The organism is Thermomonospora catenispora, assembly GCF_006363815.1.
GTDB classification, from domain to species: Bacteria; Actinomycetota; Actinomycetes; order Streptosporangiales; family Streptosporangiaceae; genus Thermomonospora; species Thermomonospora catenispora.
On the sequence record NZ_RRYT01000024.1, the window covers coordinates 46,804 to 71,057 of the forward strand.

At 73.0% G+C, this 24,254-nt stretch carries 20 protein-coding genes; 6 read left to right on the forward strand and 14 right to left on the reverse strand.

The features are described 5' to 3' along the window. Nucleotides 1-110: 110 nt before the first annotated feature. The gene (locus tag EIO00_RS17960; protein WP_103936885.1) at nucleotides 111-374 is read right to left on the reverse strand and encodes a WhiB family transcriptional regulator; all 264 of its coding nucleotides are present in this window, start codon (nucleotides 372-374) and stop codon (nucleotides 111-113) included. A 196-nt stretch (nucleotides 375-570) separates the two neighbouring features. Beyond that, nucleotides 571-1,419, reverse strand: coding sequence for a hypothetical protein (locus EIO00_RS24595; RefSeq protein WP_175596267.1), 849 nt, complete (start codon nucleotides 1,417-1,419; stop codon nucleotides 571-573). Between the two features lie 246 nt (nucleotides 1,420-1,665). Between EIO00_RS24595 and cofD the strand changes: the two genes are divergently transcribed. Both cofD and EIO00_RS17975 read left to right on the forward strand, forming a co-directional pair. Continuing rightward, nucleotides 1,666-2,610 (forward strand): 2-phospho-L-lactate transferase, encoded by a 945-nt coding sequence (cofD, locus tag EIO00_RS17970; RefSeq protein ID WP_140180481.1) that lies wholly within the window; start codon nucleotides 1,666-1,668, stop codon nucleotides 2,608-2,610. After that, nucleotides 2,607-3,896, forward strand: a complete 1,290-nt coding sequence (locus tag EIO00_RS17975) for a coenzyme F420-0:L-glutamate ligase (protein WP_140180483.1) — start codon at nucleotides 2,607-2,609, stop codon at nucleotides 3,894-3,896. Before cofD ends, EIO00_RS17975 begins: the two co-directional genes overlap by 4 nt. Here EIO00_RS17975 and EIO00_RS17980 read toward each other — a convergent pair. The 7 genes from EIO00_RS17980 to EIO00_RS18010 all read right to left on the reverse strand — a co-directional run bounded on the left by EIO00_RS17980 (nucleotide 3,893) and on the right by EIO00_RS18010 (nucleotide 12,869). Further along, a complete protein-coding gene (locus tag EIO00_RS17980) occupies nucleotides 3,893-4,921 on the reverse strand; it encodes a substrate-binding domain-containing protein (RefSeq protein WP_140180485.1) in 1,029 nt (342 codons plus the stop codon). The two genes, EIO00_RS17975 and EIO00_RS17980, sit on opposite strands and share 4 nt — an antisense overlap. Before the next feature lie 16 nt (nucleotides 4,922-4,937). Next, nucleotides 4,938-7,523 (reverse strand): bifunctional FO biosynthesis protein CofGH, encoded by a 2,586-nt coding sequence (locus EIO00_RS17985; RefSeq protein ID WP_140180487.1) that lies wholly within the window; start codon nucleotides 7,521-7,523, stop codon nucleotides 4,938-4,940. 82 nt (nucleotides 7,524-7,605) lie between these two features. After that, entirely contained in the window at nucleotides 7,606-8,610 is a 1,005-nt protein-coding gene (locus EIO00_RS17990) for a LysR family transcriptional regulator (RefSeq protein ID WP_140180489.1), read from the reverse strand. A 300-nt stretch (nucleotides 8,611-8,910) separates the two neighbouring features. Next, nucleotides 8,911-9,804 carry a DNA-3-methyladenine glycosylase family protein gene (locus EIO00_RS17995; protein ID WP_140180491.1) on the reverse strand — a complete coding sequence of 298 codons (894 nt, stop codon included), beginning with the start codon at nucleotides 9,802-9,804 and terminating at the stop codon, nucleotides 8,911-8,913. Next, complete coding sequence (gene manB, locus EIO00_RS18000) at nucleotides 9,801-10,871, reverse strand: mannose-1-phosphate guanylyltransferase (RefSeq protein ID WP_140180493.1); 1,071 nt, start codon at nucleotides 10,869-10,871, stop codon at nucleotides 9,801-9,803. Before manB ends, EIO00_RS17995 begins: the two co-directional genes overlap by 4 nt. Nucleotides 10,872-10,958: 87 nt before the next feature. Further along, nucleotides 10,959-12,038, reverse strand: a complete 1,080-nt coding sequence (locus EIO00_RS18005; RefSeq protein ID WP_241661438.1) for a glycosyltransferase family 4 protein — start codon at nucleotides 12,036-12,038, stop codon at nucleotides 10,959-10,961. A 123-nt stretch (nucleotides 12,039-12,161) separates the two neighbouring features. Continuing rightward, nucleotides 12,162-12,869 carry a class I SAM-dependent methyltransferase gene (locus EIO00_RS18010; protein ID WP_140180495.1) on the reverse strand — a complete coding sequence of 236 codons (708 nt, stop codon included), beginning with the start codon at nucleotides 12,867-12,869 and terminating at the stop codon, nucleotides 12,162-12,164. A 185-nt stretch (nucleotides 12,870-13,054) separates the two neighbouring features. Between EIO00_RS18010 and EIO00_RS18015 the strand changes: the two genes are divergently transcribed. Further along, nucleotides 13,055-13,999, forward strand: a complete 945-nt coding sequence (locus EIO00_RS18015; RefSeq protein WP_140180497.1) for a lysylphosphatidylglycerol synthase domain-containing protein — start codon at nucleotides 13,055-13,057, stop codon at nucleotides 13,997-13,999. Further along, nucleotides 13,996-14,334, forward strand: a complete 339-nt coding sequence (gene trxA / locus EIO00_RS18020) for a thioredoxin (protein ID WP_140180499.1) — start codon at nucleotides 13,996-13,998, stop codon at nucleotides 14,332-14,334. Before EIO00_RS18015 ends, trxA begins: the two co-directional genes overlap by 4 nt. A gap of 229 nt (nucleotides 14,335-14,563) precedes the next feature. Here trxA and EIO00_RS18025 read toward each other — a convergent pair whose 3' ends face one another. From EIO00_RS18025 to EIO00_RS18045, 5 genes are all read right to left on the reverse strand, one after another. Beyond that, on the reverse strand, nucleotides 14,564-15,961 hold the full coding sequence (locus EIO00_RS18025; protein WP_140180501.1) for a hypothetical protein: 1,398 nt from the start codon (nucleotides 15,959-15,961) through the stop codon (nucleotides 14,564-14,566). A gap of 64 nt (nucleotides 15,962-16,025) precedes the next feature. Continuing rightward, nucleotides 16,026-16,379: a DUF4180 domain-containing protein gene (locus EIO00_RS18030; RefSeq protein ID WP_241661439.1), complete on the reverse strand. Its 354-nt coding sequence runs from the start codon at nucleotides 16,377-16,379 to the stop codon at nucleotides 16,026-16,028. Between the two features lie 168 nt (nucleotides 16,380-16,547). Beyond that, complete coding sequence (locus EIO00_RS18035) at nucleotides 16,548-17,627, reverse strand: glycosyltransferase family 4 protein (RefSeq protein WP_140180502.1); 1,080 nt, start codon at nucleotides 17,625-17,627, stop codon at nucleotides 16,548-16,550. Next, entirely contained in the window at nucleotides 17,624-18,541 is a 918-nt protein-coding gene (locus EIO00_RS18040; RefSeq protein WP_140180504.1) for a glycosyltransferase family 2 protein, read from the reverse strand. The genes EIO00_RS18035 and EIO00_RS18040 overlap by 4 nt, the downstream gene beginning before the upstream one ends. 89 nt (nucleotides 18,542-18,630) lie before the next feature. After that, complete coding sequence (locus EIO00_RS18045) at nucleotides 18,631-20,778, reverse strand: hypothetical protein (protein ID WP_241661440.1); 2,148 nt, start codon at nucleotides 20,776-20,778, stop codon at nucleotides 18,631-18,633. 719 nt (nucleotides 20,779-21,497) lie between these two features. On the opposite strand from EIO00_RS18045, the gene EIO00_RS18050 reads away from it, so the two are divergent. Both EIO00_RS18050 and EIO00_RS18055 read left to right on the forward strand, forming a co-directional pair. Beyond that, nucleotides 21,498-22,916 (forward strand): LCP family protein, encoded by a 1,419-nt coding sequence (locus EIO00_RS18050; RefSeq protein WP_140180506.1) that lies wholly within the window; start codon nucleotides 21,498-21,500, stop codon nucleotides 22,914-22,916. Between the two features lie 33 nt (nucleotides 22,917-22,949). Further along, nucleotides 22,950-24,080 carry an acyltransferase family protein gene (locus EIO00_RS18055; protein ID WP_140180508.1) on the forward strand — a complete coding sequence of 377 codons (1,131 nt, stop codon included), beginning with the start codon at nucleotides 22,950-22,952 and terminating at the stop codon, nucleotides 24,078-24,080. Nucleotides 24,081-24,254 lie beyond the last annotated feature (174 nt).

Genomic DNA, 24,254 nt, shown 5'->3' on the forward strand with positions numbered 1-24,254 from the left:
GGGCGCGGCGCAATCACCATACGCGTACCGGTGCCGGTCACGCCCGTCATCCCCCGCACTTCACAGGCCGGCACGGCCCGCGCCGCCCGGAGGGACCGGGCCGCGGTCGTTCAGACCGCCTGGCGCTTGAGCTTGCGGCGCTCGCGTTCCGACAGACCTCCCCAGATGCCGAAACGCTCGTCGTGCTGCAGCGCGTACTCCAGGCACTCGGCCCGGACCTCGCAAGCCCGGCACACCTTCTTCGCCTCGCGGGTCGAGCCGCCCTTCTCCGGAAAGAACGCCTCCGGATCCGTCTGCGCGCACAAAGCGCGCTCCTGCCAGCCCAACTCTTCACCGAATGTGCCGTGCGCCAGCGGGATGACGACCTCGCTCACAGCGCACCTCCTAGCCCGTGGAGCCCCCGATGAACGCCCTTCTCCCAGCACTGTGTCCCCCCGGGGAGAAGAACCACACCTATGAAATTACACGGGTGTAGTGCGTGCTCCGTCAAGCGGAACGCCTGTGGGCGAAGGCATAGCGGAACTATCGGTGCCAAATGCCGGGACCTGGGGTCTGACCAGCAAGTTTTTACTACTGGTTGTTGCGATACCAGTCGCCGCCGCCGGCGTCCGACCCCGGCGATCCGTACCCCTGCTGCGGGCCGTACCCCCCTCCCTGGGACCCCTGGGAGGGGTCCTGGCCGCCGCCGTAGGCGCGGGTCCACTCGCCGGCGCTCTCCTCCTCCAGGGACTGGCCGCCCTGCTGCTGGTAGCCCTGCTGGGGGGCCTGGTACTGCTGGGGCTGCTGGTAGCCCTGCTGCGGGTCGTACTGCTGGGGCCGGTGCTGCTGCGGGTCGTACTGCGGCTGCGCGGGCGGGGCGGCGGCCTGTCCCTCGACGCCCGGCTGCTGGTAGCCGCCCTGCGGGTAGCCGCCCTGCGGGTAGCCGTAGCCGGGGTAGCCCTGCTGCATGGGCGAGGCGCCCCTGCCCGGCTGCAGGCCCTGGAAGACGGTGAAGACGAACCACGCGCCGATGCCCAGCACGGCCAGCTTGGCCAGGCCGTACAGGAACGCGGCCAGCTTGGTGACGCCGGAGACGCCGCCGGCGGTGATCTCCTGGCCGTAGACCTCCACCGACTCGCCGCCGGCCAGCAGGCCCGCCAGCCACGACAGCGCGCCGAGCAGCAGCGCGACGCCGAAGACGGCCAGCGCGGCGATCACCACCGTGCGGGTCTGCCCGCCCGGCGTCTCCCGCCAGGCGACCAGGAAAACGGCCGTGACCAAAAGGGCGGTCAGCCCGATGCCGGAAAACAGGTCGCCGCCCGCCGTTTCGCCCAGGGCCCGGTAGGTGAACTTGCCGTCTCCCAGAAACAAGACGACCAGGCCCGCGAGCACGTGCGCGGCGGCCGCGCCGACGAGGACCCAGGCGGCCGGTTCACGCAAGCGCTGAACCGCTTCCTTGTTCACGTTCGTCTCCAGATTGCGTCGCGAATACGTCATGCCGACCCGCAAAGCTTTGCATACCCGGGCCCGCCCCGTACGCACCCGCCGCCCGTCCGCGCGTCCGCCCCGGCGCCCGTCCCCGCCGCCGCCTCCGCGCCCGCCCGGCCGTCGCGTCGGCGGCGCCCGTGATCCGCACCCGGCACCCGTCCGCGCCGTCGCCCCGGACTCTGCCTAGGCTGGACGCCCATGAGGATCGTGGTGCTGGCGGGCGGTATCGGCGGTGCCCGCTTCCTGCGCGGGCTGAAGCGCGCCGCCCCCGAGGCCGAGATCACCGTCGTGGGCAACACCGGCGACGACATCTTCCTGTTCGGCCTGAAGGTGTGTCCGGACCTGGACACCGTGATGTACACCCTGGGCGGCGGGATCGACGAGGAGCGGGGCTGGGGCCGCGCCGACGAGACCTTCCGCGTCAAGGAGGAACTGGCGGCCTACGAGGTCGAACCCACCTGGTTCGGGCTGGGCGACCGGGACCTGGCGACGCACATCGTGCGGACCCAGATGCTCAACGCCGGATACCCGTTGTCGGCGGTCACCGAGGCGCTGTGCCATCGGTGGAGGCCGGGGGTGCGGCTGATCCCGATGACCGACGACCGGGTCGAGACCCATGTGGTGATCACCGACGAGCGGGGCCGCCGGGCGATCCACTTCCAGGAGTGGTGGGTGCGGCTGCGCGCCTCGGTGCCCGCCGAGGCGATCGTCCCGATCGGCGTGGAGGAGGCCAAGCCCGCGCCCGGCGTGCTGGAGGCGATCGCGGAGGCCGACGCGGTGCTGCTGCCGCCGTCCAACCCGGTGGTCAGCGTGGGCACCATCCTGGCGGTGCCGGGCGTCCGGGAGGCCGTGGCGGCCAAGACCGTGGTGGGGGTGTCCCCGATCATCGGCGGGGCGCCGGTGCGCGGCATGGCCGACGCCTGCCTGGCGGCGATCGGGGTGGAGACCAGCGCCCGCGCGGTGGCCGAGCACTACGGTCCGGAGCTGCTGGACGGCTGGCTGGTGGACGAGGCCGACGCCGCCGTGGCCGACGAGGGGATCGCGGGCATCGCCGTGCGGTCCCGTCCGCTGCTGATGACCGACGTGGGCGCCGCCGCCGACATCGCGCGGGCGGCGCTGGAGCTGGCCGGGGAGCTGCGATGAGGATCGAGATCACGGGGGTGTCCGGCCTGCCGGAGGTGACCGAGGGCGCCGACCTGGCCGCGCTGATCGCCGAGGCCGCGGACCTCGCCGACGGGGACGTGGTGGCGGTCACCTCCAAGATCGTCAGCAAGGCGGAGGGGCGGACGCTGGCCGCCGACGACCGGAACAAGGCGATCGACGCCGAGACGGTGCGGGTGGTGGCGCGGCGGACGCATCCGGGCGGCGAGACCCGCATCGTGGAGACCCGGCAGGGGCTGGTGCTGGCCGCCGCCGGGGTGGACGCCTCCAACACCCCGCCCGGCACGGTGCTGCTGCTGCCCGAGGACCCCGACGCCTCGGCCCGCCGGATCCGGGCCGGGTTGCGCGAACGCACCGGCGCCAGGGTGGCCGTGCTGGTGACCGACACGATGGGGCGGCCGTGGCGGCAGGGCCTGGTGGACACCGCGATCGGGGCGGCCGGGCTGGCGCCGCTGGTGGATCTGCGGGGCCGCACCGACGCCCACGGCAACCGGCTGGACAGCACGATCACCGCGGTCGCCGACGAGATCGCCTCCGCCGCCGAGCTGGTCAAGGGCAAGCTCTCCGGGGTGCCGGTGGCGATCGTGCGCGGGCTGGGCGGGCTGGTCACCGACGAGGACGGCCCGGGCGCGCGGGCGCTGATCCGGCCGGCCGAGGAGGACATGTTCCGCTACGGGCCCTCGGAGGTGCTGTACCAGCGGCGCACCATCCGGGAGTTCACCGACGACCCGGTGGACCCGGCGGCGGTGCGGCGGGCGGTGGCGGCGGCGATCACCGCCCCGGCCCCGCATCACACCACGCCGTGGCGGTTCGTGCTGCTGGAGTCGGCGCAGAGCCGGGCGCGGCTGCTGGACGCGATGCGCGACGCCTGGGAGGCGGACCTGCGCCGGGACGGGCTGTCGGAGGAGGCGATCGCCCGGCGGCTCAAGCGCGGCGACGTGCTGCGCCGCGCCCCGTACCTGATCGTCCCGTGCCTGGTGATGGACGGCTCGCACGACTACCCCGACGAGCGCCGGTCGACCGCCGAGCGGGAGATGTTCGTGGTCGCGATGGGCGCCGGGGTGGAGAACCTGCTGGTCGCCCTGGCCGTGGAGGGGCTGGGCTCCTGCTGGGTGTCCAGCACGATGTTCTGCCGCGACGTGGTCCGCGAGGTGCTGGGGCTGCCCGCGGACTGGGATCCGATGGGCGCGGTCGGGGTCGGCCGGGCCGCCGCGCCGCCCAGGCGGCGGCCGCCGCGGTCCCCGGAGGCGTTCATCGAGGTCCGTTAGCGCCAGGAGGCGTGCGCGTCGAGCACCTCCTCCCAGGTCGGCAGCCGCAGCGGCCGGGGCGGCTCCCGTCGCAGGTCGTGGCGGGAGGCGTAGACGTCGAGGAGGGTGCCGTCGGGGGCGCGGAACCCGTGTCGCTGGAAGGTCTGCCGGGCGGCGCGGGAGCGCAGCGCCGAGCCGAGCGCGTCCACGGCCTGGAGCCGCACCGGGTCCCGCGTCAGGCCGGTGAACGGGTACTCCAGCATCAGGGTGCCCTCGTCGGGGATGAGGACGACCGCGGGATTGGGCTCGTTGCGCCGGTTGTGGGCGACCACGGCCTGCTCGCTGGTGACGATCAGCAGACGCGCGAAGCGTTCGGCCCTCAGCAGCTCCGCCAGGGCGGGAGGCCCCTTCTCGGGGGCGGCGGCGCGCAGGTCCCGCACCAGCCGGTCGTCGAGGCCGCCCTTCTGGTCGAGGGCGATCATCGCGAACATCCCGGCGGCGTGCTCGGCCGGGTCGGGGGCGCGGCGGGTCACCGGGAGGCCCCCGATCCGGGCGGACCGCAGCAGCCGCCAGCTCGGCTCGGCCCCCGCGTCCTCCAGCTCACGCCAGGCGGCCCGGGTGGTGGTCAGCACGACGGCGGAGGCGGCCAGCGACCCGGCCCGCTCGGGCACCGCGTCGGGATCGGCGCCGGCGTCGCGGGCGACGGCGAACCACACCGACGACGACGGCACCCACGCGTCGGCCGTGACGCGGCGCCGGGCCAGGTCCGCGGCGGTGGCGGCGGACTCCTCGGCCCGGACGCGGACCCGGACGCAGCGGCCCTGCACCCGATGGCGCTGCGCGTCGAAGCGGACGCCGATGTCGCGCAGCGCCGGGGCGATCTCCGGCTGCGCCGCCACCGTGATCGACAGCGGCGCCCCCCGGCACGGCGCGGCCAGCGTCCGGACCCCCCAGGCGCCGCCGGCCGCGGCGATCAGCACGGCGGCGGCCAGGAGGAGACGGGGCCTGCGCCACGCCGCCATCCGTCGGGACGGTGGTGCGGCCACGGCCCCTCCTCGTCTCTCACGTCACCAGCGGGAGGTCGAGTCTGCCACGGCTTCGGGCGGCCCGGGCGAAGTGCCCCACCCCGTCGGTGCGGCGGGCGGCCTCCCGGCGCTCCGGCGGGGGCGTGCCGTAGGTGGTGGTGCGCTGGCGGGCGCGGCGTCCGGCGCGGGCGGCGATCTCCTCCAGCGAGGAGATGGTCTTGAACGACCCGTGGTCGGAGCCGGCCATCCGGCTGATGGTCTCCTCCATCAGCGTCCCGCCGAGGTCGTTGACCCCGCCCTGGAGGACCTGCACGCACAGATCGTCGCCCAGCTTGACCCACGAGCACTGGATGTTGTCGATCGCGCCGTGCAGCAGGATCCGGGCCAGGGCGTGGACGGCGCGGTTCTCCCGGGCGGTGGGGCCGGGGCGGGCCAGCCCGGCCAGGTAGATCGGCGAGTTGTGGTGCACGAACGGCAGCAGCACGAACTCGGTGAAACCGCCGGTGCGCTCCTGGATGCCCCGCAGCAGCCGAAGGTGCGCGACCCAGTGGGCGGGGGTGTCCACATGCCCGTACATCATCGTGGCCGTGGTCGGGATGCCCAGCTCGTGGGCGGTGGTGATCACCTCGACCCAGGCGGCGGTGGGCAGCTTGCCCTTGGTGAGCACCCATCGCACCTCGTCGTCGAGGATCTCGGCGGCGGTGCCGGGCAGCGAGTCGACCCCGGCCTCCTTGGCGGCCTGCAGCCAGTCGCGGATGGACATGTCGGTGCGGGAGGCCCCGTTGACGACCTCCATCGGGCTGTAGGCGTGCAGGTGGATGTCGGGGGCGCGGCGCTTGACCTCGCGGGCCAGGTCGAAGTAGGCGGTGCCGGGCAGGTCGGGGTGGATGCCGCCCTGCATGCAGATCTCGGTCGCGCCGGCCTCCCAGGCCTGCTCGACCCGCTGCCCGACCTGCTCCAGCGACAGCGTGTAGGCGTCGGCGTCGGTGCGGCGCTGGGCGAACGCGCAGAACCGGCAGCCGGTGTAGCAGACGTTGGTGAAGTTGATGTTGCGGGTGACGATGTAGGTCACCTCGTCGCCGACCGCGTCCTTGCGCAGGTCGTCGGCGAGGCGGGCCAGGGCCTCCAGCTCCGGGCCGTCGGCGTGCAGCAGGGCCAGGGCCTGCTCGTCGGAGACGCCGGCGGGGTCGCGTTCGGCGGCGGCGAGGGCGGCCTTGACGTCGGCGTCGAAGCGCTGCGGGGCGCGGACCCGCTCGCGCAGGGCGTCCCAGTCCCCGTACACCTCGTCGAAGTCGGCGCGACGGTCGGCGCTCCGGCCGGCGGTGTCGATCTCCGCGTGCAGCTCGGTGCGGCCGGCGGCGGCGGGGAAGCCCCCGTCCGGCTCCTGCCAGGGGCGGCCCTGCGGGACGACGTCCGGGCGGGCCAGGCCGGTGTCGGGGTCGGCCAGCGCGGCGACGTGCGCCGCCACCCGCGGGTCCAGCCAGGGCTCGCCGCGCTTGACGTACTCGGGGTAGATCGTCAGCCGTTCGCGCAGCTCGAACCCCTGCTCGGCGGTGCGGGCGGCCAGCTCGTCGATCTGCGGCCAGGGCCGTTCGGGGTTGACGTGGTCGGGGGTCAGCGGCGAGACGCCGCCCCAGTCGTCGATCCCGGCCCGCAGCATCAGCGCGTACTGGTCGTCCACCAGGTTGGGCGGGGCCTGGATGCGCGCCTTGGGGCCGAGCACCAGCCGGGCGACGGCGATGGTGGCCGCCAGCTCCTCCAGCTCGGCGTCGGGGACGCCGCGCATCTTGGTGTCGGGCTTGGCGCGGAAGTTCTGGACGATCACCTCTTGGATCGCCCCGTACTCGCGCATGACCTTGCGGATGGCGAAGATCGCGTCGACGCGCTCGGCGGGGGTCTCGCCGATGCCGATGAGGATGCCGGTGGTGAACGGCACGTTGCAGCGTCCGGCGTCCTCCAGCACCCGCAGCCGCACCGCCGGGTCCTTGTCCGGGGAGCCGTAGTGCGGGCCGCCGCGTTCGGTGAACAGCCGCCTCGCGGTGGTCTCCAGCATCATCCCCATCGAGGGGGCGACGGGCTTGAGCCGCTGGAAGTCCCGCCAGGTCAGCACCCCGGGGTTGAGGTGGGGCAGCAGCCCGGTCTCCTCCAGCACCCGGATCGCCATGGCCCGCACGTAGGAGAGGGTGTCGTCGTAGCCGTGCGCGTCCAGCCACGCGCGGGCCTGCCGCCAGCGGTCCTCGGGCCGGTCGCCGAGGGTGAACAGGGCCTCCTTGCAGCCCAGCTCCGCCCCCTGCCGGGCGATCCGCAGCACCTCGTCGGGACCGAGGTACGGCGCGTCGAGCCGGTGCGGAACGGTGGCGAAGGTGCAGTAGCCGCAGCGGTCCCGGCACAGCCGGGTGAGCGGGATGAACACCTTGCGGCTGTAGGTGATGATCCCGGGCCGTCCGGCGGCCTGGAGGCCGGCGTCGCGGACACGGGAGGCGTACTCCAGCAATCGGTCCAGGTGCGGGCCGCGGGCGTGGAGCAAAGTGGTGGCTTCGGCCGGGTCGAGGGCCTTGCCGTCGCGTGCGCGGGCCAACGCCCGCCGGAGTGCCGATTCGGTCACCGTGCTGGCAGCGTCCATGCCGAGCACTCTATGCCAATCGTCATATTCGGCCTCTACCCGACCCCTGGCACATTCCGGTCAGCATCGGACGACCGGTGATCTATTCCCTCGCCCTCTCCCCTGCGTCCTCCCCCGCGCTCTCCCCCGCGTGCTCCCCTGCGTCGGGACGCATCAGGGTCAGGCTCGGGAAGCGCGCGGTCAGCGCCGCCGCCGAATCGCGCACCGCCTCCTGCACCGCCCGCACCGAGGGCCGAACGTCGGCGCCGACCCGGGTCCACATCACGATGTGCCGCCGCAGCCGGGCGTCGGCCAGGTCGCGCACCACCACGCCGGGGAAGCTCTCGGGCCGCCCCACGTCCGGGAACAGGCAGACCGCCCCCGCATGCCGGACCATCGCCATGAAGACGTGGATGTCGTTGCTGCGATGCCGGATGTCGGGCCGGAACCCGGCCAGGTCCACGCAGGCGCGTTCCAGCAGTTCGGCGTGGTTGGTGCCGGGATGGCCGGTCACCCAGGACTCCTCGGCCAGGTCCGCCAGCCGCACCGGGCCGCCGGAGGCCGCCGCGGGATGCCCCTCCGGCAGCGCCAGCCGCATCGGCTCGGTGATCAGCGGCTCGGCCACCAGTTCGGGGCGGCGGGGCCGGGGCAGCGCCGAGTACTCGTCGGTGATGACGATGTCCACCTCGCGCAGCACCAGCGCCTGCAGCACCCGGGTGAACTCCTCGTCGATCACCTCGACGGTCAGCTCCGGGTGCCGCCGCGCCAGCTCGGGCAGCACCGGGGCGAGCAGGTTGATCAGCGCCGTCTGGTAGCCCACCACCCGCACCACGCCGACCACCCGCCCCGAGGCCGCGGCGGTCTCCTCCTCGGCCTGCTGGGCGCGGGCCAGCAACGCCTCGGCGTGTCCGGCCAGCACCTCGCCGGCCTCGGTGAGCCGGAGCCGGCGCCCGGCCCGTTCCACCAGCGGCACGCCGACGTCCCGCTGGAGCTGGGCGAGCTGCTGGGACACCGCCGAAGGGCTGTAACCGAGGGCTCGGGCGACCGCGCCGACGGTGCCGCGGATTTTCAGCTCACGCAGGACGCGCAGCCGGGCCAGATCCAACATAGTTCAGAAATTCTTACATGTTCCATGCAGAAATAGTCGCTGGACCTGAATAGTTCTCCGGTTCAGACTGAAGGTGCGCGCAGACGACGGCGACCCCGTCGCCGGCGCGCCCCGCGCGGGAGCCCATCCGTCCCTTCGCCTCCGGGCTCTGCACTCAGGAATCCACCATGCACTACGTCCTCGGTCTGCTGCTTTCGCTCGCCCTGCTCGGCCCGCTGTTCGGCGCCGACTCCCGTGACGGGCTGGACTGGACGCCCGGCCATTTCTGGCTCCCCCGGAACGACCGTTCCCGCCGTTTCCTCAAAAGGAACGGTAATCGCGAACGGATCGGCGGGGCCCGCGCCGTGGCGGGCGTCCGGCCGACAGTTCCAACAGCCGGGTGACCCGGTACCGGTGCCCGGCGTAGGGCTCCAGCAGTCGGAGCATCCCGGCGTCGTCGACCTCGCGCCCGGCCAGCGCCCACCCCACCAGGCGAGGCAGGTTGCAGTCGCCCACCGACACGGCGTCGGGATCGCCCACGGCCCGCTGCCGGATCTCGGCGGCGGTCCACGCCCCGACGCCCGGCAGCGACCGCAGCGCCCGCTCCGACGGGTCGCGCTCCAGCCGAGCGGCGAGGCGGGCGGCGTTCACGACGGTCCTCGCCCGCACCGCCTCCGCCCCCGCCCGGTGCCACTCCCACGACGGGATGCCCGCCCACACGGCGGGCGGCGGAGGCACCCGCATCTGCGGCGCCCCGGGCGCGGGCTCGCCGAACCGGCGCAGCAGACGCCCCCAGGCCCGCCAGGCCTCGACGCAGACCACCTTCTGCTCCAGCACGGCGGGCACCAGCGCCTCGAACACCCGGCGGGTCCGGCCGATCCGCACCCCTCTCCCCCGGGCCAGGCAGGCGGCCACCGCCGGATGCACCGGGCGGAGCCCTTCCGGATCGTCCACCGCCCCCAGCAGCTCCGGCAGCCCCTCCAGCAGCCAGTCCGCGCCCGGCCCCCACGCCGCCGCCTCGACGCGCCCCAGGTCGGCGCGCACGACGATCCGCAGCGTCCCCGGCCCGTCCGGGGTGTGGGAGGCCCGCCACACGGCCCCGTCCGCGCTCACCCGGTGGGCCGGGTCGTATCGTCCGCGGCGGTGCGCCGACAGCGTCGCCGCCGCGTCCACCGGCCACGGCGGGCGCCAGACCCGCCTCCGGGCCGTGGTCACGCGTCGTGGGAGAAGCGGACCGCCATCGGCGGCAGCTCCACGCCCGGCCACACCCGCAGCCCGTTGCGCAGCTCGTTGCCGGGGCCGATGGTCGCCCCGTCGCCGATCACCACGTCCTCCAGCACCGCGCCCGCACGGATCCGGGCGTTCTTGCCGATCACCGAGCGGACCACCCGGGCGCCGGACTCCACCACCGCGCCGTCGAACAGCACGCTGGACTCCACTCGGGCCTTCTCCCCCACCCGGGCGCCCTCGCCGACCGTGGTGCCGCCGCCGACCTGGGCGCTGGAGGCGATGAACGCCCCCTCCAGGCACAGCACCCCGTGTTCGGCGCCGCTCACCACCGGCGAGGTCATCGCCCCGGTCACCAGGTCGGAGGCGCCCTTGACGAACGCCGCCGGGGTGCCCACGTCCAGCCAGTAGGCCGCCTCCACATAGCCGTAGATCGGCTCCCCGGCGGCCAGCAGCGCGGGGAAGACCTCGTACTCGGCCGACACCACCCGGCCCTCGGGGATCTCATCGATCACCGAGCGGCGGAAGATGTAGCAGCCCGCGTTGACCTGGTTGGTCGGCGGGTTGGGGGACTTCTCCACGAACGCCAGCACCCGGCCGTCCGGCGCGGTCGGCACCGCGCCGTACCGGCGGGCGTCGTCCACCAGCGTCAGGTGCAGCGTCACCGCCGCATCGACCTTGCGGTGCTCGGCGAGCTGGGCGTTCAAATCATGGCTGGACAGGATGTCGCCGTTGAGCACCAGCACCGGGTCGCTCGGGCCGCTGGTGAGCGCCTGCGCGGCGTTGCGGATCGCGCCCGCGGTGCCCAGCGGCTCCTCCTCGGTGCAGTACACGATCTCCAGCCCGAGCCGCGACCCGTCCCCGAACGCCTCCGTGAACATGGACGCCCGGTAGGAGGTGGCGAACACCAGCCTGCGCACCCCGGCCTCCCGGGCCCGGGTCAGCTGGTGCTCCAGCAGCGGGACGCCGGCCATCGGCAGCAACGGCTTGGGCGTCGACAGGGTCAGCGGCCGCAGCCTGGTGCCCTGTCCCCCGACCAGAAGAATCGCTTCCACGGGGGCAACCCTACTGAATCCCCTTCCGGCCCCCGTTCCCACCGAGAGGCGCGGGTCCGGCCGGAAGGCGCGGGCCGCGGCGGCGGATCACCCGCGGACGGGCGAGACGGCCGCCGCCCGCTCGTAGGCGGCCAGATGGGCCTGGGCGGACTCGGCCCAGCTGAAGCGCTCCGCCCGGCGGAACGCGGCCTCGGCCAGCGCCGCCCGGCGGCCCGGATCGCCGATCAGGTCGCGCAGCGCGGCGGCGATCGAGGCGGCGTCCGGCTCGGTGTAGGCGACCGCGTCGCCGCCGACCTCGGGCAGCGACGAGCGGCGCGTGGTCAGCACCGGAGCGCCGCAGGCCATCGCCTCCAGCACCGGCAGCCCGAACCCCTCCCCCCGGCTCGGCAGCGCCGCCACCAGCGCCCCGCCCAGGAAGCCCGGCAGCGACGACCAGCTCAGATAGCCGGGACGGACCACCCGCAGGTGCATCGGCACCGTCGCCAGCGCCGCGTCCACCTCGTCGTCCCGGCCGCCGGCCCCGCCCGCCAGCACCAGCGCGGGCGGCTCGGGCATCTCGGCGACCGCCGCCGCCCAGCCGCGGATCAGGTTCGGCACGTTCTTGCGCGGCTCCAGCGCCCCCAGGAACGCCACATACGGCCGCCCGTGCAGGCCGAGCCGCTCGGAGACCCGTGCGACCTCCTCCTCGGTGGGCCGGTGGAACACCCGCCGGTCCACCCCGTGGTAGGCCACGTCGATCCGGGCGGGATCGACGCCCAGCAGCCGCACCAGCTCGTTCCTGGTGGCGTTCGAGGGGACGATCAGCCGGGTGGCGCGGCGGGCGGCGGTCCGGGTGGCCGACTTCAGATGCCCGGCGCGGATCGGGTCGTGCGCGTCCGGCTCGCTGAAGTGCGTCACATCGTGCACGGTCACCACGGTGGGGCAGGGCGCCCGCAGCGGCACCGTGTAGTACGGGTGGTGGATCACCTCCGCGCCCACCTGCCGGGCGACCGACGGCAGCCCGCTCTGCTCCCAGGCCAGCCGGAAGGCCCGGTGCGCCAGCGTCGCCGGGCCCGCCACCACCCGCGCCCGCGGCGCCAGCGCCGCATACCGCGCCTCCTCGGACCGCTGGCAGACCACCACCAGGTCGGCGCCCTGACCGTCCAGCGCGCTCAGCAGCCCGTCCACATAGCGGCCCAGCGCCCCCGGTCGGCGGGTACGGCGGTGGCGTCGACGAGAACCCGAGGCGCCACGGTCCCCCCTCGCATCGACGTGTCGGGGGTCACCGCCCCCGGTGAGAGGGTACGCCGCTCACGCCCGCTTGCGGGCGCGGACGAGCACGATGCTGCCGCGCTCGTTGGGGGCGCGCCGGTCGCTCAGCGCCACCAGCGGCGTCAGCGGGGCCGCCGCGTTGAACCCGACCCTGCCGCCGTAGGCCGACAGCGACAGGTACAGCCGTTCGGCCGCCGCGGTGCGGAACTGGTAGGAGTGCGCGATCAGCTCCAGGCCGTGCCCGGCCATCAGCTCGCCCAGCGTCCGATGGGTGTAGGTGTGCTGGACGTGGTACTTGGCCTTGTGCGCGTCCCGCAGCTTCGGCCAGGAGTCGGCGCGGCTGAGCACGTCGGCGGACATGAAGAGCTCACCGCCGGGCTTGAGCACCCGCGCCATCTCGGCCAGCGACCGCCCGCCGTCGTCGAAGTGCTCGATCGCGCACACCGACAGCACCGCGTCGAAGGAGCCGTCGGCGAACGGCAGCGCCAGCGCGTCCCCCTGGATGAGCGCCGGCGGATGCGCCAGCGTCTTGCCGTAGAGCATCTTGTGGCGGGCCAGGTCGATCGAGACCGCCTGCGCGCCCCGCCTGCGGGCCCGCCCGGCCCAGTACCCGTCCCCGCCGGCGACGTCCAGGATCCGCTTCCCGCGCAGGTCGGGCCCCATCCACCGCAGCAGCGTCCCCGCCTCACGGAACCGGCATATGTGCACCTGGTGGCCGACGAACGCGACCGCATCAGCAAGCTTCATAGCGCACCCGAGCTTATTGCCTGCGGCGCCGCGGCGGACGCGACGCCGCTCAACGACCGCTCGCCGCCCGCTCATCGACCGCTCGCCGTCCGCCCGTCGCCGGTCCCGTCGCGGGACGTCCGCACCGGGACCGGGCGGGCCGGCGGCTCGCCTACGCTATGCGGGTGATTTCCAAGCAGCGGGCCATGAGCACGGCACGGGTCCTGTTGGTCGTGTCGGCCGTGGCCTTCTGTGCCTACAGCCTCCTCTCCCAGTGGGAGGAGACCACGGAGGCGTTCGCGCGCATGTCGTGGCCGGCTCTGGCCGGGTCCTTCCTGGCCGCGGTCGGCGGCCTGACGGCGTGGATGCTGAGCTGGCGGGTGCTGCTGGCCGGGCTCGGCTCCCCCATCCCGGTGACCGCCGCGGCGCGCATGTCGTTCATCTCCGGGCTCGGCAAGTACGTGCCGGGCAAGGTGTGGGCGCTGGTGACCCTGATGGAGCTGGGCCGCGCCTACGGCATCCCGCGCATCCGCAACGTCAGCTCGTCGCTGCTGGCGATCGCCACGTCCCTGGCCTCGGGGCTGGCCGTCGCGGCGGTGACGCTCCCGCTGACCTCGCCCGAGGCCACCCGGACGTACTGGTGGCTGTTCCTGCTGGCGCCGGTGCTGCTGGCGATGCTGCACCCCCGTATCGTGACCTGGGGCATCGACCTGCTGCTGAAGCTGGCACGGCGTCCCGGACTGGAACATCCGGTGAGCCTGGCGGCGACCTGCCACGCGACGGCGTGGGCGACGGCGGGCTGGGCGCTGTTCGGCGTGCACACCTGGCTGATCGCCGACGCGGCCGGCGGCGACGGCCGAGGGCTGCCGTTCCTGGCCACCGGCGCGTACGCGTTGGCGTTCACCGCCGGGTTCCTGGTGTTCATCGCGCCCAACGGGTTCGGCGCGCGAGAGGCGGTGATCGTCATCACCCTCTCCCCGGTGCTGCCGTCCGGCGCCCCGCTGGTGGTGGCGCTGGTGTCCCGCGTGGTGCTGACGCTGGCCGACCTGGCGTGCGCCGGAGCGGTCCTGGCGGTGGGCCGCGGCGGCGGGAATGAACCGGGCCCTTCCCGACTTGACACCGACAGAGAGCCGATGAAGGAGAGATCGTGAGCGCACCGATCGAGGTCACCGACGAGACGTTCGAGGAGCTGGTCCTCAAGAGCGACAAGCCCGTCCTGGTCGACTTCTGGGCCGAATGGTGCGGGCCCTGCAAGATGATCGCGCCGATCCTGGACGAACTGGCCGCCGAGTACGACGGCCGGCTCACGATCGCCAAGGTGAACGCCGACGAGAACCCCGCCACCCAGGCCAAGGCCGGCGTGATGGGCCTGCCGACCCTCAACCTGTACGTGAACGGGGAGGTCGTCGAGCAGATCGTCGGTGCCAAGCCCAAGCGCGTCCTGGTCAACGCCCTGGAGCCGCACCTGGCCAAGACCGCGGGCTGACGCCCCGTCGCCGCCCGCGCACGGCGGGCGCGCCCAGGCGACCGCCCGCCTCCATCGCCCGGTTCCCGCCCGTCGGGGACCGGGCGTCGCATTGTTCGGGCGCTCCGCCGCCGGACGCCTGACCGTCTCTCGCCGGTCCTTCACCGCGCTGGTGCGGAGGATCCGAAGCAGCCAGGAGCCCTCGTCAGGCGCCGGCGGCGGGGCGGGGAGCCCGTGTCGGGAGCGGTGATCAGAAGCTGAAACCGCCGAAGCCGCCGCTGAAGCCGCCGTCGCTGAAACCGCCGCCGGAGTCGCCATGGCCCCCTCCGGTGTCGATCGTGCCGATTCCGGCGTCCGTGGGCCAGCTGCCGCCGATGCCGGAACGGCGCCTCGTTCCTCCGTCTTCTTCGTCGGACGGTCTCGGCGGCGGAGGCGGGAAGGGGTCGGGACGGCCGTTGCGTTCGGCGATGATCCTGATTTGGTCGCGATACCGGATTCCGCCGCCGGAGTCGCAGTAGGAGCGCAACAGGCCGCCGTCGGGGTCGAGGGCGTCGTAGCGGTCCCACTGCTCGGTGAGGAACAGCAGGACGGCGGGGTGCTTCTCCCACACATAGCCGGCCTCCACCACGGCCGCCGTGGCCTCGGGACAGCTGCCGTAGGCGTGCGAGGACGCGGCGATCGAGCACAGAGTCTCCTGGGCCGTTCTCGAACTCAAGGTGCGCAGCGCTCGCCGACACCTGTCTTTGAATTCCTCAGAAGCCGGCAGGTCGATCCCGTCGAGCAGTCCGGAGACCACGGCATAGGACTCCTCATAGCGGCCGCTCCACTTATCGATGAGGTCGAAACGTCCCTTCAAGATCGCAAGCATCACCTCGGAGAAGCCGGCCCGCCGCTCCCTCGTGGCGCCCGCCTCACCCGGATCCTGCAGGAGGTGAGGATTCTCCTGCAGGATCCTCACCAGTCGGCCGGGGCGGTCACCGTCCCACAGCACACGCCCTCTGTTCCCCTCACCCCTTCGGACGAAGGTCAGGGCATGGGAGAACGCCTCTTCCAGGATGAAGAGCAGGGTCGGCTCATCCGTGTCGCCGAACAGGGCGGACAACGCCTCGCGCACCTTTGCGTCCTCGTTGTGCAAGGCGTTGTCGAGCAGCCAGCGGGCCAGGTCGGGGGAGTTCGTCAGGCCGAAGAGATCCCGCACGCCGAAGAACGCGATCAGCCGGACTCTCGGCGCATGCCGGCACTCGACCGCATCCGGCAAGGGCGTCAGCAGGAACGGCACCCAGTCGACCGGCAACCGCGGCTCCGGGTCGTGCCGGGCCGCCCAGTACCATCTCGGCCGGCTGAGGCAGAAAAGCACCGCGTCCATGAAGAGCGGATCGTCCGCGAGTTCCTCCATGGTCCTCAGGAGCCGCCGGAACGCCCACTCGTCCCGGCGCTGCGACACGAGCCGCAGAAGCCTGGAGAGCCTGTGGAGGTAGCTCCGCTTGAGCCTGTCCTTCCACCAAGGAGCGCTGCCGGATCCGATCCCCAGCCACGCCGGCTTGCAGATCTTGAGAAATCCGCAGCTCCAGACGACGCCGCAGCGAAAGATCAACGTGCTGATGCGCTGCGCGGCGCTTTGGACCCGTTTCCGCAATCGGACTCCCATGAGGCCATGGTCGGCGGAACGAAGCCGAAGACAAACCCTTTTTCAGAAAGGCCCTTCCGCCGTCTCACGGCCCACCGGGAGGGATTCCCGCCCTCGTCTCAATGCCGGGTTCACGAGGGAAAGCGACACGGAGACGGGCGCGAGGGCCGCCGTCGACGGACCCGGAGCGCTCGCATCCCGGCGCGTTCGGCGAGACGGGCGTCCAGGGCCTCCAGTCGGGCAGGAACCACACATGGCCGGAGCGGTCGGACTCCCGGACGAGGGCGCGCAGGGCCGCGCCGGCCTCCAGGTGCCGGGAGAGGTCGCCGATGACGGCCAGGCGCAGCCGGTGGTCGACGAACTTCTGCATGATCTCCCCGACGACGCGGATGCGCAGGGAGAAGAAGCCCTCCTCCAGCCAGCCCACGGGCACGGCCACCACGTCGGCGCCGGCGAAGGCCGCACCGAAGCCGGCCGCCCGAAGGACGGGCGCAGGCGACCCCGCAAGGACCTCGGACGACGGCGCAGGCGACCCGCAGGCGAGGGCGTCCGGCGGTCGGCGCGAGGCGTCAGGGGGTCGCGGCGGCCGGGATCGGGCGGGCGGCGGTCACGCGGCCAGCAGACGCTTCAGATAGGCGTCCCACAGCGGGGCGTCGTCCACCGGGCGGACGCCGGCGCGCAGGCGCTGCGGCTCGCCGGGGGCGTAGAAGCGCCTCAGGGCCTCGGCCAGCGAGTCGACGTCGTCGGGTTCGCACAGCAGGCCGTCCACGCCGTCGGTGACCTGGTCGGGGAAGCAGCCGACCCGGGTCGCGATGACGGGGACGCCGTGCTCGTGGGCCATCCAGACGTTCTGGCTCGCCGTCGCCGAGCGGTAGGGCAGCACCAGGGCGTCGGCCTCGGCGAACAGCGTCGGGACCTCGGCGGCGGGGACGTAGCCGGGGCGCAGCTCCACCCGGTCGGTCAACCCCAGGGAGGCGATGAGCGCGCGGGTCTCCTCCACGCCGCCCCAGAACTCCCCGGCCACGGTCAGCCGCGCCCGGGGAGGGCCGGCGGCCAGGGCGCGCAGCAGCACGTCCAGGCCCTTGTAGGGGCGGACGATGCCGAAGAACAGCAGACGGTCGTGCACGCCGTCGCCCGCGGCGGCCCCTCCCGGCGCCCGGGCGGGCAGGTGGGGCGGCATCTCGGCGACGGTCACCGGACGGTCGGTGAGGGTGCGGGCCAGATCGGCCTGCTGCCGCGAGTGGGTCAGCACGGCGTCCACGCGGCGCAGCAGGGCCTTCATCAGCGGCACGTCGTAGGGCTTGCGCTCGTGCGGCAGCACGTTGTGGCACAGCGCCACCGTCTTGGCCCGGCCCCGCACGCCCCGCAGGATGCCCAGGTAGGAGGGGACCTGGACGGGGGTGAGCACGGCCAGCACCACCAGGTCGGCCGAGCGCAGCGCGCGCCCGGCGCGCAGCCAGCCGTCCGGGCGGTACCAGGCCAGCTCGCGGCGGGTGCGCGGGAACGGCTTCCCCTCGGGGGCGTCGATGGTCTGCTGCCCGGGATACAGGAAGGACGGGTACTGGGCCTTCCAGGACTCGATCACCACGTCGTGGCCGGCGCCCGCGAGCCGGTGGGCCAGCTCGGTGGTGTGGTGGGCGCCGCCGCCCTTGTAGGGGAAGGCGGGCCCGACGATCGCGATCCTCACGTGTCGCCCCGGGAGCGGACGATCAGGTCGGCCAGCAGCGCCAGGGAGGCGATCAACAGGCCGGAGATGAAGATCATCACGGTGTTGTTGGCGAAGTAGCCGAAGTGGACGATCATGTCGAAGATCCCCTTGACCACGCCGATCCCCAGCAGCCACAGGGCCGGGGGCATCAGCACGGCCAGCGGGTTGAAGTACATGACCATCCGCAGCACCTGGAGGATGTAGCGGTAGGCGTCCTTGAAGAAGCGGAACTTGGACTTGCCGGCCCGCTTGTAGTAGTCGATCGGGATGTACCGCACCGGGTGCTGGTTGGCCAGGAACGCGATGGTGATCGTCGTCACGCAGGAGAACCCGGGCGGCAGCAGCCGCAGGTAAGGCAGCGACACCTCGCGGCGGAACGCCCGCATCCCCGAGTTCAGGTCCGGGATCTTGGTGTTGGTCAGCCGTTCGGCGACCTTGCGGATGAACCACTTGGCCGGCACCCGCAGCAGCTTGTGGCTGCCGGCCTCGGTGGTGCGGGCGCCCACGACCTGGTCCACCGAGGGGTCGCTGTCGAGGATGTCGACCAGCTCGGGGATCCGCTCGTTGGGGTAGGTCATGTCGGCGTCGGTCCACACCACGATGTCGCCGCGGGCCTGCTGGGTGCCGATCCGCCGTACCGTGCCCGAGCCGCTGTTGTGCTGGAAGGCGATGACCCGCATGTTGGGGAAACGGGGCGCGGCCTCCTCCAGCCGGGCCAGCGTGTCGTCGGTCGAGCAGTCGTCCACCGCCAGCAGCTCGTAGCTGTGGCCGCTGGCGTCCATCGCCTTGCAGATGCGCTCGACCTCGTCGATCACGTGGTCCTGCTCGTTGTAGCACGGCAGGACGATCGTCACGTGGACGGACTCGGCTCCGGTCTCGGGCTGGATGCTCACGCGGGCCGAGAATACCGACGCCGCTGGACACCCGCACATCGTTCCGCCGCAGGTACGGGGCCGGTACGGGGACGCGGGGCCGCGCCGGGCTAGGGGGCGGGCTCGGACATCCAGACCTCCATCGACAGGGGCCAGGTGCCGTTGGGCGGGCTGGTCAGGGAGCGCTCGTCCTGACGGGTGCGCAGGTGGAAGACCCGTTCGGGGACGCCATGGGAGGAGACCTGGTCGGGGGTGGCGCCGAGGACGGCGGGGCGGCGGCCGGCCTCGCGGATGCCGTCGAGGACGCGTTCGAAGTCGCGGCCCGCGACGCCGGGGGCGGGGCGGGCGGCGGGGATGCCGCACATGCCGCGGACGACCGGGAGGAAGCGGTCGGCGATGACGGGGTCGACGATGACCACGGAGCGGCCGGGTCCGATCTTGCGGCACATCTCGCGGACCGCGTGCAGCTCGCCCTGTTCGGTGGGGGTGAACATCAGCGGCCGCGCCGTCACCGCGATCGGGACGGTGATGAGCAGCGCGCCCGCCAGCGCCACGGGCAGCGCGGCGCGCCGGCGCTGCGAGAGCCGCACCCGGCGGACGCACCAGGCCGCCCCCCACAGCGCCAGCAGCAGCAGTCCCGGCAGCACCAGCCCCATCAGGCGGCGGGAGGCCCAGGGGTGGTCGGGGGTGATGCCCGGCCGGTACAGGACGGTGACCGTCGACCAGGCGATCATCATGAACGGCAGCGTCCACTCGCCGGTCCGCCGCCGCAGCAGCCGCCGGGCCAGCACCGCCGCGCCGAACGCGGCCAGCGCCACCGCGGGCGGCCCCAGGTACCAGACCACCCAGTGCAGCGAGTGCTCGGCGTACTGCCGCCAGCCGTCGATCGGCAGTCCGTCGATGCGCTGGATCTGCTCGATGAACTCGGCGTTGGCCCGGTCCTCCTCGGTGCGCGGCTCCCGCCGGACGGTCTGCACCAGGGGCCGGAGCGCGAACGCCGCCACCGTCAGCACCACCCCGACGGCGGCCAGCGAGGGCAGCGGCCCCCGGGAGAGCGCCGCGCCCAGCCGGCGCAGCCGGAGCCCGGTCGGCCCCCACCGCAGCAGCGCCGCCAGCAGCACCGTCCCGACGAGCACCGCGGCGGCCAGCAACAGCGCGGGATGCAGCGAGTCGCTCAGATACTCCAGGTAGGGCCGGGACTTGACATAGCCCTCCAGCAGCCCCGCCCCCGCGCCCAGGCCCAGGCCCAGGGCCAGCGGCGGCCAGGTGGGACGCCGGCGGGCGGCCAGCAGGCCGGCGAACACCGCCACCGGCAGCAGGTCGCGGATGCCGTCGATGCGCACCAGCAGGACCAGCCCCAGCGACAGCCCGGCCAGGAACGCCCGGACCCGGGCCGCGCGCGACTCCAGCTCCCGCACGTCCACCACCAGGCTCAGCCCGCCCAGCAGCAGCACCAGCGCGGGCAGCTCGCTGTAGGTGGAGCGGGCCAGCCACTGCATCGGCAGCGTCAGCGCCAGCGCCAGCGCCCCCACCGGGGCCCAGCGCGGCCCGACCAGCCGGGCGGTCAACCCGCCGAACGACAGGACCGCGCACGCCCCCAGCAGCGGCGCCATCAGCAGCATGGCCCCGGTGCCGCCGAGCCATCCGCCGAGCGCCAGCACCATCGGCAGCCCGGCCATGAACTGCGGGACGATCCGCCCGCCCTCCTCGTAGAACGCCGGTCCGCCGTAGTCCAGGCGGCGGTCCGCCGAGCCGAACGCCTCCCGCATCGGATCGATCGGCAGGCTGCCGTGGTCGGTCAGCCAGGTGGCGAACTGCACATAGGAGGCCGGGTCGCGGCGCACCACGATCTGCTCGGCGCACATGGCGACCTCGAGCGCGAAGAACGCCACGGCCACCGCGATCACCGAGCCGGTCACCCACCAGGAGACCCGCCCGCGCAGCCCGACGGTCAGCTCCCGCCTGGTGCGATCCCAGAAGCCGGCCTTGAGCACCAGGAACGCCGCGGGCGCGAACAGCGCCAGCGACGGCCCAAGGTCGTAGGCCCCCGCCATCAGCAGCGGCAGCGACACCGCCAGCCAGGCGACGATCAGCAGCGCGGGGGCGACGGTGAGCCGGGCCAGCACTCGCCCGGCGCGGGTGGAGTCGCCGAAGTCCCGCGGGTCGTTGGGGAAGGGGTTGGGCAGCCGCAGCCTGAGGGCAGCACGGCGGCCCGCCTCGCGGGGCGGGCGGGTGCTGAGCTGCTCATGCTCGTCCACTGACAGCGCAGAGTAGCGACCTCGGCCCGGTGGAGCGCACCCCTCGCCGGGCCGTGGCATGGCGCGGTGCGCCCTCGTCTCCCCGCCCGGCGGCCGGGCGTCGCGGGGCCGGCGCGCCACGGCGGCCCCGGTCGCGGCCGTGGAGGGCCCGCCGGCCGGCGGTCGGGGCGGCGGGCCGCCGGTGTCGAGGCGACCTCACGCCGACCTCACGCCGACCTCACGCCGACCTCACGCGGTCTCTTCGGGGGTCGGGCCCGGGCCGCGCAGTCGGGATCCGGGGGTGCGGAGACCGGTTCATGCCGTACCCTCCGGTGAACGTGGAGGCGCCCGCGCTGCGTGTTGCGGAGGGGGCGATAGGGACACACGTGGCATATGTCACACTTAAGGCGGGTGAACCGGCCTCCCGAGACGCGGAAGCCACCCGTTCACGGGAGGTGGACGCCGAGGGCCGAGCGCCGGACGACCCGCCCTCCGCCGCTCTCGGCGAGACGCCGACCGGCCTCATCGGCTCCCTCGCCGTGGGCGGTTCGGCCATAATTCAACGAAATCTCGACAGAGCAGCCCTTGACCGACGTATCTCTTTGGAGCATGTGACAACGGTGGCCGATGCGCCGGGTTGAGATCCGCGTGAGCCCGCGGGCGCCCGGGCGGTCCGCCGACTGGTGATCCAGCACTGACCCCGACCCCCGCGGGGGTCCCGCGCCCGACCGCAGGAGCCCATGAACAGCAACCCGATGTACATGGAGTACGTCGATGACGCAGATCCGGCGCCGCAGGAGCACCAGCGCGGCTGGCGCATCCTCGGCTGGGTCGCCATCGGCCTGTCGGTCACCCTGGTGTGCTCGAGCCTGGGCCTGTACGGGTACTACCGGAAGCTGAACGGCAACATCGCCCGAGAGTCGATCAACTACGGTCCGCGCCCGGAGAAGCTCAACAACGCCCTGAACATCCTGCTGCTCGGCTCCGACACGCGCAGCGGCGCGAACGCCAGGTACGGCCGGAGCATGGTCAACGATCCGCCGCGCTCGGACACCATGATCCTGCTGCACCTGTCGCCGGGCGGGCAGCAGGCGATCGGCATCAGCTTCCCCCGCGACCTGCTGGTGCCGATCCCCGAGTGCAAGAGCCGGGACGGACGCGTCGTCCCGGCCAGCAGCTCGGCGATGATCAACGAGTCGTTCACCCGGGGCGGGGCGCCCTGCACGGTCAAGACCATCGAGCAGCTCACCAAGATCAAGATCGACCACTTCCTGCAGGTCGACTTCACCGGCTTCAAGAACATCACCAAGGCCATCGGCGGCGTGGAGATCTGCCTGCCCAAGGCCGTCAACGACCCGCAGGCCAACCTGCGGCTCCCCAAGGGCCGGCACGTCGTCCAGGGCGAGACCGCGCTGGCCTACGTGCGGGCCCGCAAGTCGCTGGGCGACGGCTCGGACCTGGACCGGATCAAGCGGCAGCAGCAGTTCATGGGGTCGATGGCCAAGAAGGCGCTCAGCGCCGGCGTGCTGAGCAACCCGGCCAAGCTGAACGCGCTGCTGAACGCGACCACCAAGTCGCTGACCGCCGACGAGGACCTGGACATCGGCGCGATGACCAAGATCGCCCGCGGGATGCAGGGGTTGACCGCCGGCAAGCTGCGGTTCGTCACCGTGCCGTGGATGTACCACCCCCTCGACCCCAACCGGGTGGCGCTGCGGCAGCCGGACGCCAACGAGTTCTTCACCGCGATCCGCACCGACACCGGCCTGGAGGAGGAGACCAAGCCGAACGACACCGGCGGCGCCAAGATCCCGCCGAACCAGGTGCGGGTGCGGGTCTACAACGCCAGCGGCGTCGACGGGCTGGCCCGCCGGGTCGCCGACGAGCTGGAGGCGCGCGGCTTCCAGGTCGTGCAGGTGGGCAACCAGCCCGCCCGCCGGACCACCCGGGTGCTGTACGGGCCGGGCGCCGACCACCAGGCCAAGACGCTCGCCGAGGTGGTGCCCGACGCCAAGCCGGCCCCCCGCACGACCGGCGCCGGCCCCGGCATGGTGGACCTGGTGCTGGGCGCGGACTGGACCTCCCTCAAGCCCCGCAAGTCGGGCATCCCCCGACAGAAGGACGAGGTGCGCGCCACCGACGACGTCTGTAAGTCCTGATCCCCCTTTCCCCCCGGCCCGGAACTTCCACGCATGACGCAGACCACCACCGCCCCCGCCCCGACGACTCAGCCCGCGGACGCCCCCCGACGGCGCCCCCGCAAGGAGCGCGACCCCTACTTCGACAACGCCAAGTTCCTGGCGATCCTGCTGGTGGTGGTCGGGCACTCCATCGTCGGGCTGCGCGACGTGCCCCTGGCGGGCGCGGCGTACCTGACCATCTACCTGTTCCACATGCCGTTGTTCATCCTGATCACCGGCTATCTGTCGCGGAACTTCACCTTCGGGTCGGGCAAGGCGCGCAAACTCGTTCTCCAGCTCCTCGTCCCTTACCTGCTGTTCGAATTCCTGTACTCGGTGTACAACTGGGCGGTCGGCGGCAACAAGCTGACCCTCAGCCTGCTGGACCCTTACTACCTGACGTGGTTCCTGCTGGCGCTGTTCTGGTGGCGGCTGTCCACTCCGGTGTGGCAGCAGATCCGCTGGCCGCTGGCGGTGGCGGTGGGGATCTCGCTGCTGTCGTACATGGACGACCTGGGCAGTGAGCTGGAGCTGCACCGCACCCTGGGGCTGCTGCCGTTCTATGTGCTGGGGCTGCTGCTGCGCCGCGAGCACTTCGCGCTGCTGCACCGGCCCATCGCCCGGGTGCTGGGGGTGCTGACGCTGGCGGGGGCGTTCGCGGTGGCGTTCGTCGCCCGGCGGCACATGGCCATCGGCTGGGTGTACTGGAAGAACCCGCACTCGAAGTTCGGCGTGGACGCCCTCACCGGCACCATGATGCGGCTGACCATGCTGATCGTCGCGCTGATCCTGATCGCCGCGTTCCTGTCGCTGGTGCCGAACCGGCGGACCTGGTTCACCGGGCTCGGGTCGGCCACGCTGTACGCCTATCTGCTGCACGGCTTCGGGACCCGGCTGATGACCTACAGCGGGTTCGACGATCTGGAGATCTGGCACTCGATCCCGGGCGTGCTGGCGATGGCGGCGATCGCGGTGACGGTCGGGACGCTGCTGTGCACCCCGCTGGTGACCAAGATGTTCCGCTGGCTGGTGGAGCCGGACGCCAGCCGCATGTTCACCGGGCTGCGGCGTCCGGCCGACTCCCGGCATGTCTCGACGAACAAAGGGAACCGGTCAGGAGAAAAGCCCGCGGGAGTGGGGTAGAACACTCTCGACAAATGGCACTGTCGGGAACATCTCCATGATTCCCGACAGAGTCATCATGTCGTCTGAAATCGGTTAACCTTTCCGGTTGCAGCACGCTCCTCGGAAGCCGCCCGCTCCGGTGCCGGGCCGTGCAGCCGCGCCGTGCAGCCGCGCGGCCGACCCCGTCATCCG

Coding starts and splice junctions, on each gene's coding strand:
- EIO00_RS17985 (WP_140180487.1), bottom strand. CDS start 7,523: ATGGACGCTGCCAGCACGGTGACCGAATCGGCACTCCGGCGGGCGTTG.
- EIO00_RS18055 (WP_140180508.1), top strand. CDS start 22,950: ATGACGCAGACCACCACCGCCCCCGCCCCGACGACTCAGCCCGCGGAC.
- EIO00_RS17990 (WP_140180489.1), bottom strand. CDS start 8,610: ATGTTGGATCTGGCCCGGCTGCGCGTCCTGCGTGAGCTGAAAATCCGC.
- EIO00_RS17975 (WP_140180483.1), top strand. CDS start 2,607: ATGAGGATCGAGATCACGGGGGTGTCCGGCCTGCCGGAGGTGACCGAG.
- EIO00_RS18010 (WP_140180495.1), bottom strand. CDS start 12,869: ATGAAGCTTGCTGATGCGGTCGCGTTCGTCGGCCACCAGGTGCACATA.
- EIO00_RS18050 (WP_140180506.1), top strand. CDS start 21,498: ATGAACAGCAACCCGATGTACATGGAGTACGTCGATGACGCAGATCCG.
- cofD (WP_140180481.1), top strand. CDS start 1,666: ATGAGGATCGTGGTGCTGGCGGGCGGTATCGGCGGTGCCCGCTTCCTG.
- EIO00_RS18015 (WP_140180497.1), top strand. CDS start 13,055: ATGAGCACGGCACGGGTCCTGTTGGTCGTGTCGGCCGTGGCCTTCTGT.
- EIO00_RS18025 (WP_140180501.1), bottom strand. CDS start 15,961: ATGGGAGTCCGATTGCGGAAACGGGTCCAAAGCGCCGCGCAGCGCATC.